Source organism: Bradyrhizobium sp. JYMT SZCCT0428, from assembly GCF_018131075.1.
Taxonomy (GTDB): Bacteria; Pseudomonadota; Alphaproteobacteria; order Rhizobiales; family Xanthobacteraceae; genus Bradyrhizobium.
Genome location: NZ_JAFCLS010000027.1, coordinates 30109 through 48969 on the forward strand (window position 1 = coordinate 30109; position 18861 = coordinate 48969).

The 18861-nt window shown below is 58.6% G+C and carries 18 protein-coding genes; 9 read left to right on the forward strand and 9 right to left on the reverse strand.

Going from position 1 to position 18861, the window contains the following annotated elements; all coding sequences use genetic code 11:
• The 7 genes from JQ575_RS25590 to JQ575_RS25620 form a co-directional block, all read right to left on the reverse strand.
• Entirely contained in the window at positions 1–411 is a 411-nt protein-coding gene (locus JQ575_RS25590) for a DUF5681 domain-containing protein (RefSeq protein ID WP_212035909.1), read from the reverse strand.
• The gene (locus JQ575_RS25595; RefSeq protein WP_212035910.1) at positions 408–1730 is read right to left on the reverse strand and encodes a DNA methyltransferase; all 1323 of its coding nucleotides are present in this window, start codon (positions 1728–1730) and stop codon (positions 408–410) included. The genes JQ575_RS25590 and JQ575_RS25595 overlap by 4 nt, the downstream gene beginning before the upstream one ends.
• Positions 1731–1852: 122 nt before the next feature.
• A complete protein-coding gene (locus JQ575_RS25600; RefSeq protein ID WP_212035911.1) occupies positions 1853–2524 on the reverse strand; it encodes a hypothetical protein in 672 nt (223 codons plus the stop codon).
• Positions 2525–2752: 228 nt separating this feature from the next.
• Positions 2753–3250, reverse strand: a complete 498-nt coding sequence (locus tag JQ575_RS25605; RefSeq protein ID WP_212035912.1) for a Dps family protein — start codon at positions 3248–3250, stop codon at positions 2753–2755.
• Between the two features lie 55 nt (positions 3251–3305).
• Positions 3306–3677, reverse strand: a complete 372-nt coding sequence (locus JQ575_RS25610) for a hypothetical protein (protein ID WP_249166894.1) — start codon at positions 3675–3677, stop codon at positions 3306–3308.
• Between the two features lie 144 nt (positions 3678–3821).
• Positions 3822–4193, reverse strand: coding sequence for a response regulator transcription factor (locus JQ575_RS25615; protein ID WP_212035913.1), 372 nt, complete (start codon positions 4191–4193; stop codon positions 3822–3824).
• A gap of 74 nt (positions 4194–4267) precedes the next feature.
• Entirely contained in the window at positions 4268–4897 is a 630-nt protein-coding gene (locus tag JQ575_RS25620; protein ID WP_212035986.1) for a response regulator transcription factor, read from the reverse strand.
• A gap of 287 nt (positions 4898–5184) precedes the next feature.
• Between JQ575_RS25620 and JQ575_RS25625 the strand changes: the two genes are divergently transcribed.
• Positions 5185–5652 (forward strand): helix-turn-helix domain-containing protein, encoded by a 468-nt coding sequence (locus tag JQ575_RS25625; protein ID WP_212035914.1) that lies wholly within the window; start codon positions 5185–5187, stop codon positions 5650–5652.
• Here JQ575_RS25625 and JQ575_RS25630 read toward each other — a convergent pair.
• The gene (locus JQ575_RS25630; RefSeq protein ID WP_212035915.1) at positions 5642–7117 is read right to left on the reverse strand and encodes a sensor histidine kinase; all 1476 of its coding nucleotides are present in this window, start codon (positions 7115–7117) and stop codon (positions 5642–5644) included. The genes JQ575_RS25625 and JQ575_RS25630 overlap by 11 nt on opposite strands.
• 269 nt (positions 7118–7386) lie before the next feature.
• On the opposite strand from JQ575_RS25630, the gene JQ575_RS25635 reads away from it, so the two are divergent.
• The 7 genes from JQ575_RS25635 (at position 7387) to JQ575_RS25665 (ending at position 16063) form a co-directional block, all read left to right on the forward strand.
• Positions 7387–8220, forward strand: coding sequence for an acetoacetate decarboxylase family protein (locus tag JQ575_RS25635; RefSeq protein ID WP_212035916.1), 834 nt, complete (start codon positions 7387–7389; stop codon positions 8218–8220).
• A 111-nt stretch (positions 8221–8331) separates the two neighbouring features.
• Positions 8332–9135 (forward strand): acetoacetate decarboxylase family protein, encoded by an 804-nt coding sequence (locus JQ575_RS25640; RefSeq protein WP_212035917.1) that lies wholly within the window; start codon positions 8332–8334, stop codon positions 9133–9135.
• Positions 9136–9257: 122 nt separating this feature from the next.
• Positions 9258–11267 (forward strand): FUSC family protein, encoded by a 2010-nt coding sequence (locus JQ575_RS25645; protein ID WP_212035918.1) that lies wholly within the window; start codon positions 9258–9260, stop codon positions 11265–11267.
• Entirely contained in the window at positions 11258–12211 is a 954-nt protein-coding gene (locus JQ575_RS25650) for an HlyD family secretion protein (RefSeq protein WP_212035919.1), read from the forward strand. The genes JQ575_RS25645 and JQ575_RS25650 overlap by 10 nt, the downstream gene beginning before the upstream one ends.
• A 5-nt stretch (positions 12212–12216) precedes the next feature.
• A complete protein-coding gene (locus tag JQ575_RS25655; RefSeq protein ID WP_212035920.1) occupies positions 12217–12420 on the forward strand; it encodes a DUF1656 domain-containing protein in 204 nt (67 codons plus the stop codon).
• 142 nt (positions 12421–12562) lie between these two features.
• Positions 12563–13147, forward strand: coding sequence for a helix-turn-helix domain-containing protein (locus JQ575_RS25660; protein WP_212035921.1), 585 nt, complete (start codon positions 12563–12565; stop codon positions 13145–13147).
• 33 nt (positions 13148–13180) lie between these two features.
• A complete protein-coding gene (locus JQ575_RS25665) occupies positions 13181–16063 on the forward strand; it encodes a winged helix-turn-helix domain-containing protein (RefSeq protein WP_212035922.1) in 2883 nt (960 codons plus the stop codon).
• A 124-nt stretch (positions 16064–16187) separates the two neighbouring features.
• Here the strand turns inward: JQ575_RS25665 and JQ575_RS25670 are convergent, their stop codons facing one another.
• Positions 16188–17543, reverse strand: coding sequence for a helix-turn-helix domain-containing protein (locus tag JQ575_RS25670; protein ID WP_212035923.1), 1356 nt, complete (start codon positions 17541–17543; stop codon positions 16188–16190).
• A 408-nt stretch (positions 17544–17951) separates the two neighbouring features.
• On the opposite strand from JQ575_RS25670, the gene JQ575_RS25675 reads away from it, so the two are divergent.
• Positions 17952–18794, forward strand: a complete 843-nt coding sequence (locus tag JQ575_RS25675) for a sensor histidine kinase (RefSeq protein WP_212035924.1) — start codon at positions 17952–17954, stop codon at positions 18792–18794.
• Positions 18795–18861 lie beyond the last annotated feature (67 nt).

An 18861-nucleotide genomic window follows, 5' to 3' on the forward strand; every position in this document is an offset into this window, starting at 1 on the left:
CTAGCCCTCATTGTTTGAACGATACTTTTGCAGGTACGCCTCCAATACGGCCTCATCGTCTTCGCTGAGCCCTGACTCCATAGTTCCCCCGGACGTCGCCGCCTGATAGCGGTTGAGGATGAAAGCGGCGCTCTTGGTATTGCCCTTCAGTCCATCTTCGATGATGCGACGGAATATGGCTTCCAGAATGGTAATTCTTCGCGCTTTGCCGCGCTCGTTCAGGCCGACCTGCTGTTGAAGCAGTTCCAACAGGATCGTTTCCGGATTCTTGGCGCCCTTGGGTCGTCCTTTCGGATTGCCGCTTTTCCCTGGCTTGAACTGATGCTCGCGAGGTGGTTTTCCGTATCCGACGTCGTCCCGCTCCCCAGCACGCTTCTTAGCCGGCGGGGTTCGTTTCCTCGCTTTGATCATTTCGCCCTCACACGTTTCGCGGAGGGGCGGGTAGCGGCCACCTCGTGGAAGGTCTGGCCGGTCGCCTTCAGAACTGCATCTCGCCTGGTAAAATTCTGCCAGCGCCGGATGGCGGCATCGACGTAGAGCGGATCGATCTCGACGCCGTAAGCGCGGCGACCGACCCGTTCGGCGGCAAGGATCGTTGTTCCAGATCCGATAAAGGGATCGAGAATGATGTCGCCGCGACTTGAGCAGTCACGCATCGCGTCTGCGACGAGCGAAACCGGCTTTACAGTCGGATGAACTGATAGATCGTCGAGGTGGCCGGTGCGGAAGGTATTTACGCCGGCATAGGTCCAGACGTTTGAACGGTTTCGGCCATGCCGGCCTAGTTCGATGTTGTTTTGGTGCGGACCTTCGCCGTTCTTAAATACGAGGATGAGTTCATGCTGCGATCGATAGAAACTGCCCTGACCTGCATTGGTCTTGGCCCAAACAACGAGATTCTTAAACTCAGTATACACCTCGTTGCCCGCTGCCATTGCTTCGCCAAGATGGCGCCAATCCATGCAGACGTAATGAATCGAGCCCTCGCGGGAATATTGCGCGGCTAGAGAGAAAGTTCTCGTAAGGAAACTAGTGAATTCGTCTCGTGACATTTCGCCGGACGCAGACGCAAATTCACGATGCTTGATCTTCCCGCGACCTTGCACAGAAGCAATGCGAACATTGTACGGCGGATCGGCGAAGACCATGGCGGCGCGGTTGCGCCCCATCAGCGCACCCAGTTGGGCGACGTTAGTTGCGTCGCCACAAAGCAATCGGTTCTCGCCGAGCGCCCAATAGTCATCTTTTCGGCTAACTGGGATCTGCTCGATGTGAGGGATATCATCAGCATCGTCTCGCTCGCGATCAACGAGGTCACCCAAGAGGGCGTCGATCTCAGCTGGTTCAAAGCCGGTAATCTCAAGGTCGAGACTACACTCGGGGAGTAGCGTCGCTAATTCGCCGAGTTCGGCAGCCAGAACGGCACGATCCCAACCAGAATTGGCAGCGATCTTATTGTCTGCCAAGGCGAGAGCGCGCTTCGCTGCATCGCTTAGGTCGGACATCACGATGACCGGGACTTTATTGAGGCCTAGCTGGATCGCCGCTTGCCAGCGGCCGTGACCGCAAATGATTTGGCCGTTATCGTCAACTAAAATCGGATACGTCCAATTAAATCTCAGTATGCTGTTCGCGATCTGGTGAATTTGCTTCTTGGAGTGGGTTCGAGCGTTACGCTTATTCGGCCGCAAATTGCGGACGTTCATCATAGTAATGCGATCGAGAGTCATAGCGAGCTCCATTCGAATAACGAAAGAAGCTCCGTATATTCATCATTTTTGCCGGGTTGACAGCAAACTTGATCCAACTCCGATTGTGGCGAGCCAACTTGAAATGTGGCAGCATTGGATGCTCAGGTTCGACGAGACCTTTTAGCAGGAATTCGCATTCCAAATTTTCTCAGCGTGTCTGCGATCTTTTGTTCCGAAACAGTTGCGAATTCGGGAGCGCGGTCGGCAATATGGGCTTTGATGACTTTCAATTGGGGGACATCGAGGCCGGCAAGCTTGCTGCAATCGATAAAGCCGACGTAAGGATCGTCCTCCGGATGGCCGAAAAACACCTCTCCGGTTGAGTACGAGCATTTATCCAAAGCATCCATTTGCGATATCGTGAGAGCAACGATTGTGAGATCAAGGGCGCTGACCCCGTAAGGAAGCAGCGCCGGTGTGATCTCGACGGCGCGCATCAATGTGCCGTCTTGCAACTCGACGTTTCCTTTCTCGTCTAGAGTTGCACCCTCTAGCCGGCCGATATCGTCGATTAACAATTCAGCCTGTAAAGTAGCCTTGAATTTGGTAGCAGTTGGCAGTTTGACGATGAAGGTCTTTCGATGGGCCGCGCTTTCAAACGAAACCCACGTAAGGCTAACGACGTCGCCCGAGGGTAGCCGCATCCGGCCAAGTTGAATTTCACCGCGGTCGTCCCCATTGAAGCCGACGCTTTTTTGCAGAACATCGATCGCGTCAGCGATTGTTCGTCGCTTCTTCCATTCCTTTTCGCCGAGCACTTCGTATTCTGACATGCTGGACGGCCCAATCCGTGCCGATGGTAGCTGGTGAACGAGCTTAAAGCGGCAGCTGCTATGGAGCAGATATACTTGATTCCGGGGGAATTCAATGTCGATGGGACGATGTTTAGATTCGCGTAATGAGCGGTTATGGAACGTAGCCATCTAGGCGCCCCATCTTGGATGCCAGCAATTGATTCAGTGCGTCGGTAGGCAGGCGCGGCAACTGCGGCACGATGGGTTTCAGCCACCGCGCCTGGTCGTCTCGAACAAAAACCAGACCCTCCGTTCGCCTTCGTCGATCCAATTCTCGAGAAGGCTCGCGCCGGCGAGATCGCCCTTTTCATCGCAGAGCGCGTGTGCCTTGCGCATGTTTCCCACGAGAAACGCGTTGTCCTTGCGCAGTTCTTCCAGCATGTCGGCGGGTCGAACGTCGGCCTCATCGTTGTCGCTCAAACGCTGGCATCTTGCAATATGACCGATCGATCTGATCGTGGTGCCGCCCATCTTTCTCACGCGCTCGGCGATCGCGTCCGTCGTCGCGAAAATCTGCTCGCTCTGGTCGTCAAGCAGCAAATGATAATCGCGGAAATGCGGCCCCGAAATGTGCCAATGAAAGTTCTTCGTCTTGACGAAAAGAGCGAACATGTCCGCCAAGAGCCGCGTGAAGGACTCGGAAAGCGCCTGAACAGCATCGTCGGAGAAGCCGGCTGAAGTCTCAAGTGCGGCAAGTGCAGTCATTTCGTCGATCTCCAACTCGTGGCGGGTCAGGTCGTGGATCATCGGCGGGAAGACGCTAGTTCCGCTGAGCGGTCCAATACCCTGAACAACGCGCATTTCCCGAATAGCCGCTCCATCTGCCGCCGCCGGAGTTGCTCGAGAGCCGGCCCGAGCCGGACGCGTACTTGTCGTGAACGGTTACCGAAGCACGAACGGCACCCGAACGCGCCACATAGCCTTTGAACCTCACCAGATTTGGATGGGTGACGATCCCATCAGCGATGTTAACAGAGAAGCTATAGGTCGGGTCGCACGTGCCTCTCTGCGTCACAAACTGAAGCTCCCAGGGACCGTCGTAGGCCGAGCGAGCCTGCGCGCCGCAGGTCAAAGCAACAAGCGAGACTGCGGCGGCGGTCATACAGAGCGAGGGATTCTTCATCATCATCATCATGTCTCCGAGACGTTATGGGCGTTGCCACGGGTATATCGGGAAGAAGAGTGTGAACTATTGTTCAAAACTGCCTCAATCGTTCGCGATTGTCTTGAGGCCGTCCAGGTTGGTGGCCGCCGTTGCAAACTGCAATCCAGGGCGTCAAACGCCTATGAGGACTTGCTGCAGGCAGTTCACCAAAGTTTGTGCCTCGAAGGGCTTGCGGAGAAAGCAGGTCGCCCCGCTGGACATCGCTTTCTCCTCGGTGCCGGGTTCGGTGCGGGCGGTGATCATGATCACCGGCAGCGAAGAATGGCGAATGCCGAGCTCACGTTTCAATTCGAAACCGTTCATTCCGGGCATTTGGATGTCGGTGATGGCGCAGGCAAATTTTCCAAGATCGCTCGATGCGAGAAAATCCTCGGCCGATGCAAAGTCGCGCACTTCGTAGCCCAGCGAGCGAACAAGCCCGACCAGCGCTTCGCGCATGGCAGTGTCGTCATCGACGATCGAAATCAGGTGGCCAGCCGTCATCCGCAGGTCTCCCAGTGTGCTGGCGGCCGCCGAAATGTTTCATTGTCGTGACGAATGTGCATGGATGAGCTCTCTCAACGTGTCCGGTTCTTCAATGTATCCGCCATGCGGACCAGTTCAGCCAACGAACGGGCTCCCATCTTTCGCATCGCTGCGCCGCGATGAATTTTGACCGTTACCTCACTCAAGCCAAGTTCACCCGCGATCTGCTTGTTCATCTTGCCCGCGGTCACCAACGCCATCACTTCGCGCTCGCGCGGGGACAGCGTGACGTAACGATCGACGATGGCGACCGCTTGCTGCTCACTGGCGCGTTGCAGTCGGTCGCGGTTAATCGCCGCCGTCACCGCGTCGATCATGTCCTGGTCGCGGAACGGCTTTGGCAGGAAGTCGACCGCGCCGGCCTTCATGGCACGCACCGACATCGGTATGTCGCCGTGTCCCGTCATCAGGATCACGGGCAAGGGTACCCCGAGCCTGACCAACTCCGCCTGAAAGTCCAGGCCGTTGGTCCCAGGCAGGCGGATGTCGAGCACGATGCATCCCGGAGCGTCCAGGTCGTCAGCCCTCAGAAAGTCCACGGTTGAACGGTATGCTCTCGCGTTCAATCCCACGGAGCGCAGCACGCTGCTCAGCCCATCGCCGAGATCCGGATCGTCATCGACGATGTGCACAACGGGAGACTCGTCTGGCGGGTCGGGCATGCAACGTTCCACCCAGTAATGAGAGTAAGCCTCCATAGCACGGCAAAAGCCGCCAATGTCATCACACGAAGGTATGGTCGGTGATGGCAGGTCGTTTTCCAACAGCGGTCAACCGCTGGCGCGGAGGGCATGACCTACGCTCACACTAAGGTGTGAGGGTGATGAGACGCATCGACGATTGGCGTCACGAGAGGTAGCGGCCATCCTTAGTTTCACAATCAGGCATGAGACCTCGCATTGCGTGCTCAATGCCAGGCAAGTGCGACGTAGCAAATCGGGAGCAGCTGATGTTGAGGATCATGAATGAGCTGGAAAGCGAAGGTTCCACAGAGGCGTTTCGGCCGGTCAGTCTCCAACCGGAAGCGAATTTGCCGGTACCGCACCTGCTTCCGTCCGGCGCGATGGTGACGGCGGGCCTTGCCCGCGGCGGACTACCCCCAAGGGTGCTGCGGCGGATTCGCGAATATATCGAAGACAATATCGACCAGCGGATTAGCGTAGAGCTGCTGGCAGGATTGGCAAAGCTATCGGTTTGCTATTTCGTGCGGGCCTTCAAGCAGTCCACCGGTATCACGCCTCACGACTACCTGATACGGCAACGTGTGGAGAAGACCAAGCAACTGCTTTCGGACACCGACATGCCTCTGTCGGAAATCGCGCTTACCGCGGGCTTTGCAGATCAAAGCCATTTTGCCCGGCGCTTTCGTCAGCATGTCGGAATGTCGCCGCGCCACTATCGCTGGTCTAGTCCGTAGCAAGCAGGTCGGCGGCCGCCGTCGCCTCAACTTGCTGCAGGACAGGGAGACGAATCTTGAACAAGGCCCCCCAGCGGTCGCCGGAGGTCGCCGAGATCGATCCGCCGTGGCTCTCCACGATGGTGCGGCTGATCGAGAGTCCCATGCCCATTCCGTCAGCCTTTGTCGTATAAAAGGCGGCAAAGAGGTTGTTAGCCACCTTCGGATCAATTCCAGTTCCCGTATCCTCGATCTCCAGGACGGCCATTTGCGAAGTTGAATCCTCCAACGATGTCCTGGAAGTGATCGACAGCAGGCGTCTCCGACCTTCGATCTGCGACATCGCGTGAATAGCGTTGACGACGAGATTGATGATGACCTGTGCAAGCTGCACGCGGTCGCCGAGCACGAGCGGCGCGGGTGCCTGAAGGTCCACCTTGAGCGCCACGTCGTTGTTATGCATCTCGCGCTCGACGAGCGGAATGACGTCGGCAACGATATCATTCAAGGTGAGCACTGCGTGGGACGGATTGCTCTTCCGTGCCAGGGCACGAAGACGGGCGATGACATCGCTTGCGCGCCGACCGTTGCCGATCATTCGCTCGACCGCGCTACGCACTTCTTCAAGGTTGGGTTCGTCTCGCAACAACCATCGCAAGCTTGCTTCGCCATTGGTTACGATCGCCGCGAGCGGCTGGTTGACTTCATGCGCGATCGACGCAGTCAATTCGCCCAGGGTACTGATGCGCGTCACGTGCTCGAGCTGGCTACGTGCGTGACGGAGCGCATCCTCGGCCTGCTTCTGCTCTGTGATATCGCTGTTGGTCTCCATGGTGGCGAATGGGCGCCCGCGTTCGTCGCGCTGCATTGCCCAACGGCTTACGACCCATACTTCAGTGCCGTCGCGTCGGGTGTGAACGAGTTCTCCTTGCCAACGGCTGGAGTCGTCCAGCTGCTCCATGGTGCCGGCCGACAGCAGATACTTTGTCTTCAGTAGCGCGTGAGATTTTTGCCCTAGCGCCTCCTTTCGTGGCCAGCCATAGAGCTTCTCGGCCCCGGCGTTCCAGTAGGTGATGACATCGTTTCCATTGCGCACGAAGATCGCATCATGGGTCAAATCGAGAAGCGCCGCCTGGTCGCTCAGGCTTTCCGCCGCTTTCCGGTTCCTGAGCGCGGCGAGGGTCGCAATGCCTATAGCGCAGAGCCCGATCAAGGCGCGGAGTACCGGCCCGCTCTCAAACGCTTCGCTGTGAACGATTACGTAGCTCAGAAGTGTTTGCAGCACGCAGGCGGCGCAAACAAGCAGGATACCGCGTCGGCCCAGGAAATCTGCCGATGCAATCACCACGACGGCGTAAAGCACCGCTATCTCGATATCGAGCGGAGCGAACGTATCGATTGCAAAAATGACGGCTACCCCAACGAGCATCAGGGCGATTTGGAGACCGGTTGGCCGGCTCATCATTCGAGATAGTCGTTCTGACATCGGCCTCTGTCGAGCGGTAGTGTGTCTGAAGTCCGCCTCGGCGGTGTATCCAGTCTAGCTGGGAGCGGGGGGCGGCCGCTTGTCCCTGCGCGCTCCGACTTGCACGTTCGTGCGCCAATTGAGTTGCATCCCACGAGCAAGGACTGCGCGTGGGCAGGAATCTCCAAGTTGTCGCATAAGCTTACAAGCGCCGGGAACCCTGCTGCGTCTAAGCTCTTCCGGGGCAATGCCGGTGGCGTCGCAACCACGCTGTCGGGGAGGATCTTCAAATGCTCAAAGGCTTTACGGTCCCGCGGTCACCTCTGGGGACAGCGGCGCTAACACCGCCGCCTCCATGGCACTACGCAGGTGACGTTCTGGCCGTGGAGTTCTGGAATGAGCCGGATGTGTCGGCTGACATTCTTCCGCGAGGTGTCAGGCTGGATACACTGTGTTGGGGGCGGTCTGTCGCGATCTTCGCCGATTGCCAGTTCACCGCCAACGGTGACGAGTATCTGGATCCCGCGCGCTATCAGTGCCGCGAATTCATCGTTCTCCTCGATGCAACATGGCAGGGCTCAAGAATAGCCTGGTGCCCGTATGCCTACGCCGACAACGATGCCGCGATCTTGAGGGGCTGGATCCAGGGGTACCCGACGAAGTTCGGCGTTGTGCACCAGACCCGCACATTTGCCGCCGCCAGCCCGGCTTCGGCCCCACTCGCCAACGCGAGCAGATTTTCCGGTTGCGTATCTGCTCATGGTCAGCTGCTGGCAGAAGCGCGTGTGATACTGCGAGAGCGGGCAGATCATCTCGTTGGCCTGCTTGATCGTCCGATTGTTGCGCGCCGATATTTTCCACGGCTTTGCGCTGGCATGCACGACATTCCTGCAGTGGATGAGTTGGTTCGGTGCAGCATTGACAAATTCCTGATCTCGAACCTGTGGATCGGGGAAGGAGAGCTGACTTTTCCCGAAGCCCAGGGCGAAGAACTCGACATGTTGGGGCCGATCAAGGTCGGTCGCGGCTTCCGGTTCTCGTTTTCCTGTTCGTTCACCGATTGCACGATCTTGGCAGACTTGAGCGCCGAGCGAATGATTTGCCGACCAAAGAAGGGGCGATGAACCGATAGTGGTCTAGCCGCAAGAATAGACAAGCCGACGCAAGCCGGTGAAATCAACTGCGGCTGCCTTCGATAGACTCTGTTGAACGTCGGAAGGACGCAGGAGTTGGACGTGCTGAAAGGTTTTACCGTTCCCAAGTCGCCATTCGGTCTGGCGGCACTAACCCCACCGCCCCCGTGGCACTACTCCGGCGACGTTGTCGGAGTTGAGTTCTGGGCCGATCCCGACGCAACAGCCGCGACGTTGCCAAGCGGTCTCTCTCTCGACGCCAAATCGAACGGCCATGCGGTCTTGATGTTCCTGGATTGGCAATTCACCGCGCAGAACGATGAACTTCTCGATCCGGCCCGCTATCAGTATCGCGAGGCGTTTGTGTTGCTTGACGCGATGTATCGCGACACACCTGTGATGTGGTGCCCCTATATCTATGTCGACAACGATGCCGCGCTGGCGCGAGGGTGGACGCAAGGCTTTCCGAAAAAAATGGGCAGCATTTTTCAAACCCGCACATTTGCCGCGGCAAGCCCTGCCGCGGCACCGATTGTGCCCGGTGGCCGATTTGGCGCGAGCCTTTCCGCACACGGCCATCGTTTGGCAGAGGCCTGCATCACTCTGCGCAAGCCAGTCGAAAACGGATTGTCGCTCCTTGGCCGGCCGACGGTCCTGTTGCGATATTTCCCGAGGCTTGCCGCCGGACTTCAGGACAAGCCGGCGGTCAACGAGCTGGCGATGTCGATAACCGACAAGCTTACCGTCGCCGACGCATGGGTCGGAGAAGGCGAACTGAATATTCCGGACGCGCAAGGTGAAGAGCTCCACGCACTCGCGCCAGGCCGCGTCGTATCTGGCTTCCGCTATTCGCTCGCCTACTCGGTCACGGATCTGAGGATCCTGGAGGACCACACCCGTAAATAACCCGAACAACACTCCCGCCGTTGCGGCGAAGCGCACAGTCCCTCGCTTCGCCGGGAGGGCCTCCGTGGATCCCCCCGTCCCAAAGGAGGCCCTCTGCGGGAGTGTTTCATGAAGAAGGACAAATGCGTACAGCGTCTAAATATCCGGCCGACGGTTCGTTTACGAAAGAAGCGCAGATGGTTATACCGGTTCACATATGGGGACACGCGCTGCGCATATGGCTGGCGGCAGTGGCCGCGCTCTACGTGGCGTTCTGGCTTCAGCTTGGCGGAGCATCATCGGCCGCAGTAACCGTCGCTATCCTGGCGCAACCGACGCGCGGGGCCGCGCTCGCGAAAGCCGTCAATAGGATTGCCGCAACGTTTATCGGCGCTGCGATGTCAATCGTGATCGCGGGTCTCTTCCCCGGTGAACGTGTCGGCCTGCTTGCGGCTTTCATTCTCTGGATATGCATTTGTGTCTTCGTCGGCAGCTACTTCCGCGGCTTTCGGGCCTATGCCGCCGTTTTGTCCGGCTACACCGTCGGGATCATTACGGTAGTCAATATTGATACGCCGCAAAAGGTGTTCACAACAATGACCGATCGCGTGGCCGCGATCACGATAGGTATCCTTTGCGTGACACTCATCAACGATCTCTTCGGTTCCCCGTCCGTGTGGCGTGAGCTGGATCGTCGGATGGGCCAGACCTGGCATGATGTGCGCGACTACGCGCGCGACGTGTTGGGCGGAGCCAAGGACGATTCGGACAGAGCAGGGATGCTCTTCGCCGCGATTGTTGGCTTGAGGGACGAGGTCGATATCGTTGCTCACGATATGGCGGATGGTCGGCATCGGGCCGGTGGTGCGCGGAGCGCGATGCTGGCGCTGGTTGAGATTGTCCAACAGGTTCGATTGGTGAGCTTACTTGAACGTGGCGATCCCTTGGCAGCGACTATCAGGGACCAATGCCTTGCTGCGCTCGATGGCGATCGCTCGGAGGCGCTGAGGTTCCTTGCCAGGCTGCGCGACGACGAATTGTCGCGTCCCGACGCGACTGTCGCGGCCATAGGGCAGATTCAGCAGGCCATTCGCGGCGTGGAAGCGATGACTCATCTCGAGGATGGGCTCTTATCCCTACGTGAAGGGAGCGAGCCGGCGCGGGATGTGCGATTGCCACATCGCAAGGAGTTCTTCTTTGCGTTGCAAAACGCAATTCGTATCGGGATTGCGGTGTCGGCGGGGGCACTTTTTCTCGTGGTTGCAGGATGGCCGGCGTCCGTTTCAGCTTTGATGATCACCGCAAACCTGTGTGCTTTGGGCACGACAGTGCCAAATCCGTCGAAATTCGCGGTAGCCGCCATCTTGAGCTTCGCGCTCGCCGCGCCAACTGCCGGTATCGTCCACTTCTATCTTCTCACCGACTCACAGGACTTTGTCCGACTTGCGATTGCGATCGCGCCGGTGATTATTTTTGGCGGCTTGTTCAGCGTCAATCCGAAAATCGCCGGCATCGGAACTACGATGATCGTCATTTTCATGGTTTTGCTGGCGCCTTCTAACCCTCAAACGTTCAACGCGCTCAGCTTCTTTTCGCAATGCATGTTCGTGGGGTTTGCTCTCGGTGTCGTATTTTTGGCGTCCCGCCTGGTATGGCCGGTATCCGAGCTCGACAAACAATGGGCCATCGTCAGGGCGACGGAGAAAACATTGGCGGAGTCGGTGACCGGAGGGGCATACAGCCTGCAAGCGCTGAGCATCGCGCTGGCCTCCAGGATTTCCGACTATGTTGCCGCGGCCACCGGCAAGCGTAGATCCCATCTGCTCAAGGGCCTTCTCGCGAGCAACGACCTGTCGCTTGCGTCTGCTGCTGCCTACGCTCATCTGGAGCAGAGTTCAGACAATCCGGCCATTCGCTCCAAGCTTGGCCCCCTGCGACGGGCTCTTCAGTCCGGGAATAGCCGGCGACTTTACGCCGGCGCCAGATCAGTTCTTCGACACATGCAGGCAGGCAAGGCCGGGCTGCATGAAGCACAGTTGTCGGCTGTAACCGACCTGTGGTCCGCGGCCCTGGTGGTGGAGCGCGAGAGGCGCAGGATTCGGCATTTTGCCGGCCGAGGCTTTGTCAGCAAAGGAGTGGGGCGATGGTCGTAGCGTTAGCGACAAAACGGCGAACGGTGGTCAACCTGTTCCGATATCTTGCGACCGGCGTGCTCGTCGTGGCTGCGCTTGTTGCTGCTCGCTATGGCTGGCTCGTTTACGTGACGTCGCCATGGACGCGCGACGGTATGGTCCGTGTGCAGGTCGCAAACGTGGCGCCGCAGATTTCCGGCCAGATCGTCGAGGTGCGAGCTTCCGACAACCAGCACGTCCGCAAAGGAGATATACTCTACGTCATCGAGAAATTCGATTTCGAGGTGGCGCTGGAGAATGCGAAAGCGACCATCCTAAGCCGTGAGGCCGACCTTTCAGTCAAGAAGGCGCAAAACGCCCGGCGGGCGATTCTTACGACATTATCCACGTCGATTGAGGAGAAGCAGATATTCGACGGCAGCGCGAAGATGGCGGATGCTGCCCTCTTGAGCGCCAAGGCCGCGCTTGCGCAAGCCGACATCAATCTGCAGAGGACCGAGGTACGTTCGCCTGTCGATGGCTACGTCACGAACCTCCTGATGCGGGTCGGCGACTCTGCGCGGGCCGGCACGCCCAACGTTTCGGTGATTGACGAGCATTCCTACTGGATCGACGCCTACTTCGAGGAAACGAAGATCGCCAACATCCATGTCGGGGATGACGTCGAGGCGACGTTGCTTGGCTATCAAACGCCGGTCAAGGGAAGAATCGAGAGCATCACCGGCGGCATCAGTGCCGCGAACGCCGCCAGCAGCACGCAGGGCCTTCCGAACGTCGATCCGGTGTTCACCTGGGTTCGTCTCGCGCAGCGCATTCCGGTGCGGATCAGAATCGACCAGGTCCCGCAGAACGTGCCGCTCGTCGCAGGAATGACCTGCAGCGTTTCCGTTGTCGGCGGAAAGCAGGCGCCAGCGCCGAAGCAGGAGCGGGGAATCCTCGACCGACTCATAAGCCGACTTGGGTGAAGCCGATGCGTGCGCCGAGGGATATTGATCTAGGAGGCGTCCTGATTGACCCCTTTGTGAGGTTCCTGTTCCTCGCTTTGGTCATCCTGATCGTGGTCCGGTTTGTTGTCGGCCGGTTCGGATTGAGGTCGATGTTCGCCAATCCGCCCCTTGCAGAGGCGGCTCTCTACGTCTGCATCCTCGTCGGTGTTATCGCGTCCTGGATCTGAGAGCCGGCCTGAGGGCGGTCAAACAGCTCTTCAACCTATCGTTGGTGGGGGTATGTTATTGATACTCCTGGGTTATTTTATGTTGCGGCGCAATTAATACTTCAGAACGCTACTTAACACGCCAAATGGGACCGTTTGCACCATGCTTTCGACGGGCCGGGATGCTCATCGAGGGATTTACATGGAACCGTCTCAAGGCACCGCATCGAATTCTTCGCCAGCCGCTCTCCGGTTCGGCTATTTGGCCGGTAGTCTGGCGCAGCTTCTTGAAGTGGTGAGGCGCGAGTTCGAGCAGGATCGCGAGGCGGCGAAAGCGTCGCTGGCCGCCGCTTCGACCATCTTGCAATCGGAGATCGAACGCCATTCGGGCGCGAAGCGATCCAGGGTGGCGGGACTGGCCGGTTGGCAGATCGCGCGGGTGCGAACCTTCATCGACAAGAACTTGCACCGGACCATTCACACCCAGGATCTCAGCGCTGTCGCGCGGCGAACCCCCGCGCACTTCTCGCGGTCGTTCAAACTGAGCTTCGGAGAACCGCCACATGCCTACGTGGTCAAGAAGCGGTTGGAGAAGGCTTGCCATCTGATGCTAACCAGTTCAGCTTCGTTGAGCGAAATAGCGCTGAGCGCTGGATTTTCGGATCAGGCACATCTGTGCAGACTGTTCAGGCAAGCCTTTGGGCATAGTCCGGCCAGTTGGCGACGCGAACACGAGATGCAGCCGTGAGGTCATCGAGCCGGCGCGGATGAGAAATATCCCATGAGCGGTCAAAACAGGAAAGTTCTGAGTTTCGGTCCTTTTGAGTTGTCGATCGGCAACCGGCTTCTGACGAGCGGCACAAAGGTCGTGCCACTCGGGGGCCGGGCGATGGACATCCTCATCGTCCTGGTCGAGCAAGCGAGCAAGGTCGTCAGCAGAAGAACCTTGATCGAGCGCGTTTGGCCAAAGCGGGGAGCTGGTGATGTCAGCCTCCGCGTGCACATCTCGGCGCTGCGCAAGGCGCTGGCTCAAAACGACCCCACCAGGCGATACGTCGCGAACGTACCAGGCCGCGGCTACAGCTTCGTCGTGCCGCTAATGTCATTCTCCGTGGAGACATCGGAGACTGACTTGGCTTCGAGGTCACGTCTCCCCGCACGTTTGGCGCGTATGGTTGGTCGAAAGGACGTGATCGATGCGATCCAGGCGAAACTCGCCGCACAGAAATTCGTTACGATCGTTGGCCCTGGCGGTATCGGGAAGACGAGCGTTGCAGTCGCGGTCGCCCATGAGATGCGCTCCATCTTCGACGGCCGGGTTCGCTTCGTAGACCTGAGCACACTTGGCGACACCTCCCTCGTTGCGCCCGCGGTGGCGAGCTCATTCGGACTAGCGATACAAACAAACGATGTGGTGCCGGCCCTGATCGATCACTTGCTGGAAGCTCCGACGCTGCTCGTCCTCGACAGTTGCGAACATCTGATTGATGGAGCTTCCGCTCTCGCGGAAAAGCTGTTTTGCCGTGTGCCAACATTGCATCTGCTTGCGACCACCCGGGAAACATTGCGTATCGAAGGTGAGAATGTCCACGAGCTCGCTGCGCTTTCATGTCCTCCGGACGATCAGGGGATATCGGCATCGCGCGCGCTTGAATATCCGGCCGTTCAGTTGCTGGTCGAGCGCGTACGAGCCATGCGGGGCCAATTCGAGCTGGTCGACGCCGATGCGCCGATTGCGGCTGGAATCTGCCGGCGCCTCGACGGGATCGCACTGGCAATCGAACTCGCGGCCTGCAGAGTCGACATCTATGGTCTTGGAAAAACTGCAAGCCTGCTTGATGATCACCTGAATCTGACATGGGCAGGGCGTCGGACCGCCGCGGCGAGGCATCAGACCTTGAATGCTACTCTCGAATGGAGCTATGACCTGCTCGATGAGCGGGAACGGCTTGTATTGAGCAGGCTTAGCGTCTTTTCGGGCGGGTTCACGTTCGAGGCGGCTATCGCAGTTGTTGCAGATGACAAGGCTGATGAAGCAAGGGCGTCGGATTGTGTTTGGGAGCTTCGGTCAAAATCCTTGATCGCAGCGTATGGACAAGAATCGCGGCTGCGGTTGCTCGACACTACGCGCGCGTTTGCCTTGCAGCGACTAGCCAAGAGCGATGAGGAGAATATCTTTCGCCACCGTCACGCCCTTTACTTCAGCGACTTATTCAGGCAGGGCGCCGCGATGGACGTGTCGGGTTGGCCCAAGGCGCTGGGAATCGAGGTCGACAATCTCAGGGCCGCCCTGAACTGGGCGTTTTCCGCCGCGGGGGATGCGGAAATCGGTATCGAACTCGCTGCTGCATCGGCAAGCACCTGGATGGGTATGTCGCTGCTCACCGAATGCCGGGAGTGGATGAGTAAGGCCATAAGTCGTCTCGACGACGTGAATTCGGGCACACGACAGGAGATGGTCATTCAGTCGGCGCTCGCAAGTTGCATGATGTTCACAGGTGGCATGACCGATGAGTCCTACGCGACCTGGGCCAAAACACACGTTCTCGCTGAGGGCCTCAAGGATGCCGAACATCAGCTGATCTCCCTGCTAGTTCTCTGGGCGCACCAGATTCGCATCCCACACTATCCGGGGGCGACCGGACTGGCCGATCGCTGCGGCAATGTCGCCGAGCGGAGCGGTGATCGCGGCGCTATCGCAATGGCCAACTACATGCGCGGGGTCACCTACCACCACTCCGGGCGGATACTGGAGGCCGAAGGCTGTCTCGAACTATCACTGCACCGCGACGACGAAGCCTCACGACAGTCTCTTATCAAGCGATTTGGCTACGACCGTAAAGCCGATGCTCTCGGCGTCATGGCCAACCTGGCTTGGCTGCGCGGCTCTCCCGATCATGCGCGGCGGCTTAATCGAACGTCGATCGCAGAGGCACGCCAACTCGATCACGCCGTGCCCCTTTGTGTGGCGCTGACCTGGGCAAGCTTCAACATGTATCTGACAAACCCCGATGGTGATGAGACCGAAGCGCTTGCCAACGAACTTGTCGAACACGCCGGAAAATACGCCGTTGAAAGCTATCATGGGTTCGGTCTCGCTATGCAGGCCCTCTTGAGGGCAAGGCGCGGCGAAGCTGAAGCAGCCGCCGCGACACTCTTCTCTGGTTTGGAGAAGCTGTCGGCGGCACGCTACGGGGTGTTCAACTGGTTCATGCAGGCTGAACTTGGGAGATGCATGGCCGCCGACGGCCGGCCGCGGCAGGCGCTTGCGGTCTTCGAAGCCGCGAAGATCAACCTTGACGAGCGCCAATGGTACGCTCCGGAATTGCTCCGCATCAGGGGCGAGCTGGCCTTGGCCAATAACGAGGGGCTGGCGGTTGGCAGGGAGTATTTTGGCCGCGCCCTCGCATTGTCGACCGAGCAAGCGAGCTTTTCATGGGCGCTCAGGGCCGCCACCAGCTTGGTGATTACTGAAAAGTCGGTCGGGAGAAAAGAGGCAGCGTGGAAGGCGCTGCAAGCGACTTATGGCAAGTTCCGCGAGGGTTTTGATACTTTCGACCTGGGGCTGGCAAAGCAGGTCTTGAGTGGATCATTCCCGCACGGTGGCGTTCTCAGCGCGGGCACCAGAAGGTTCGTACCGGCAAAGGATTCGATCGACACTTGATCGGGCCGGGCAAAGCGTGACGAAATCATCGGGCGAAGCGAAGACTTGAACAATGACAAATAACTGAAGCAGCAAATTTTAATGGTTCTTCGAGGAGGGTGTGAATCCAAAACGTGGTTTACTTCTAGCGTTCCGACCATCGAAACTCTCGAGGCGTGGTGCCGAGCCTCTGACGGAAATGACGCGCCAGATGACCTTGGTCGAAAAAGCCCACAGTGAACGCAATTTCCGCTAACGAGAGATCCGTTTGAACCAACATCTCCTGGGCACGCTCGATTCGCTTTTGCGTGAGGTAGGCATGCGGCGCCACCCCGGCGGATTGCTTAAATTGTCGCGCAAAATGATGCACTGATAGTCCGGCGACTCCAGCCAGAATCGACAGATCGATGCTTTCACCCAAATGCACTTCGACGAATTCCCGCACTCGACGCATCGCGCCGGGCGACAATCCGCCCTGTGCTTGCGGTGATGGTGGCAGCCGTGAAATATCGATCGAGCCCAAGCGCGGGCGCGTGTGCAGGTTATCGTCAGTCATAGGGTGACCGGGTGGAGTCACAAGCGCTGGCCGACTGTCACCGCAGCCGGCGATTAGCAATCGCGCAGAGATATCGGTCCGGTCCTGGCGCCGGAAGAGGTCGATGTCTCGTTCGAAAATCGACCACAAGCTGGTACCCGCCTGGAGCCCGCGATCATCGAGCATGAGGGACGTGCGCGCGGCGCGGTTTGCGCCAATGATTTGTTGGTTGCCGGCAACCGCGAGCAGCATGCCTGAACCGATTCCTTCCGGCGGCGCTACTGCCACGATCCACTCTCGACGGAACTGCTCACGAAAAAATCGCTCTTCTATCGCGCGCGCCGATCGTACTGTGAGCGCGCCGGTCAGCGCGTGCGCTCGTTCGGAGAGTCCAGGATCGATGGCAGAGACATCCAGGACTGCCATCAGTCGCCCATCGAGCCCGAACACCGGCGCGCCAGAGCAGCTCAATTCAATATGTCTGGACCTGAAATGCTGACTTCTGTGAACGGTGACAGGCCGCTCTTCGGCGATGACGGTGCCGATGCCGTTTGTGCCCTCCACGTCCTCGGACCACACTCCGCCGAGCCAAGTTCCCCAATATTGGAACTGGCTTGCCAGCGCATTTTCACCACGGTGAGCGACTGCGACGCCCGAGCTATCACAGAGCAGGACGGTGTACCCAGCCTCACGAACCACCTCGTACAATGCATCCATCTCCTGCCGGGCAGTGAAGATGAGCTTATCCAGCGGTTCGCGAAAATGTTTCAGCTCAGCGGGCGTGAGGATACGTGGCGCCTGGCTATCGAGCGGATCGAGGCCGTGTTTTTTTGCCGACCTTTGCCAGGAGCTTGATACCGCTTGTATCTCCAGCGGAGGCGTCGCCCCTTCGGCAACCGAATAAACGCGGTCAGCGTGCCCCGCGATAGTGTCGAGCGAGCCTGCAGACCGCTCCGAGAGTCTCATCACCGCACCTGGGTTACTATGGGCGCGCTCTTGGCGGCGGCGGGCCGTTCAATTTCCGACCGTGGCAAAACGCGCTGTCGCTGTGAGCGGCGCCGGAGCTCCTCGGGGCACCGCGGACACCAAAAAAGGCGTTGTCGATGCGGTATCAAGATACCTCCGCGCCAAAGGCCATTGACGGAGCTGTTTCGGCCTATTTAGCAAAGTGCGCGTAAATTGCCGATCCCGAATTAGCCAGATTTGGACAATTGAGCCCGACCCCGTCTCTCAAAGGCGCAACAGGCCAAAATTCCACATGAAAAAAAGCAAAGGCCTCCGGGCCGGATCAAGCCCGTCCAAGAGGAGAATTAATCATTCGGGGGATGTTCACGGCACCGGGTGATTCCGCTCCGAAGATTCAAGGAGGGCACTATGATCTACATTCGACATCTGGGCGCCGCGCCTGAGGATACTAAAAAACAGGATTTTGATGCCGCACTAATCCGAACGAACGCCCTGACGTTGGCCACCGACGGCTTGCGCGAGGCGCAGGTTGATCTGGCGTACGTCGATCGGATCGCAACGATAGGACGGCTCACGGCCTCGATCGCCCCTGAAGTGACGCAGCGCATTGCAGCGATAGTCACCAACGCTCAGGCCGCTCGGCACTTTCTGGATCGTCGACCGCCGGACCTGGACGAGGTACGGGAAGCGCTCGATTGCATCGTGAGAGAGGCCTATCGAGCAAGCGACGTGATCTACCGGATCCGCGGCCTCCTTAAGGAGGCGCCGCCGAAGAGGGAGCGCGCGGAGATCAATGCAGCGATCCGCGAAGTGATTGAGTTGACGCGTAGCGAGGCGACGAAAAACGGCGTATCAGTGCAGACGCGGTTCGCAGAGCCATCGCCGGTCGTCCAAGCAGATTGGGTGCAACTGCAGCAAGTAATCCTCAATTTGATTATCAACGCCGTCGAGGCAATGAGCGGCATTCGCGGAGGAGCACGCGAATTGCTGATTTGTACCGGGAAAGCGGAGTCAAACGGCGCGCTGGTGGCGGTACGAGATTCGGGTCCGGGACTGGATCTGAAGAGTGTGGACCGCCTATTCGAGGCCTTCTACACTACCAAGGTGCAAGGCATGGGCATAGGTTTGGCCATCTGCCGTTCCATCATCGAAGCGCACGGTGGGCGACTGTGGGCGAGGGCGAACGCGCCCTGCGGCGCCATCTTTCAATTCACATTGCCCGCCCAGGCTGGAGATCGTGATGGGTGCTGAGACGATCACGCGCCGACTTATGCCGGCCTAATCCCGGAAGCGGCGAGTGTTGCCACGAGGGACACGT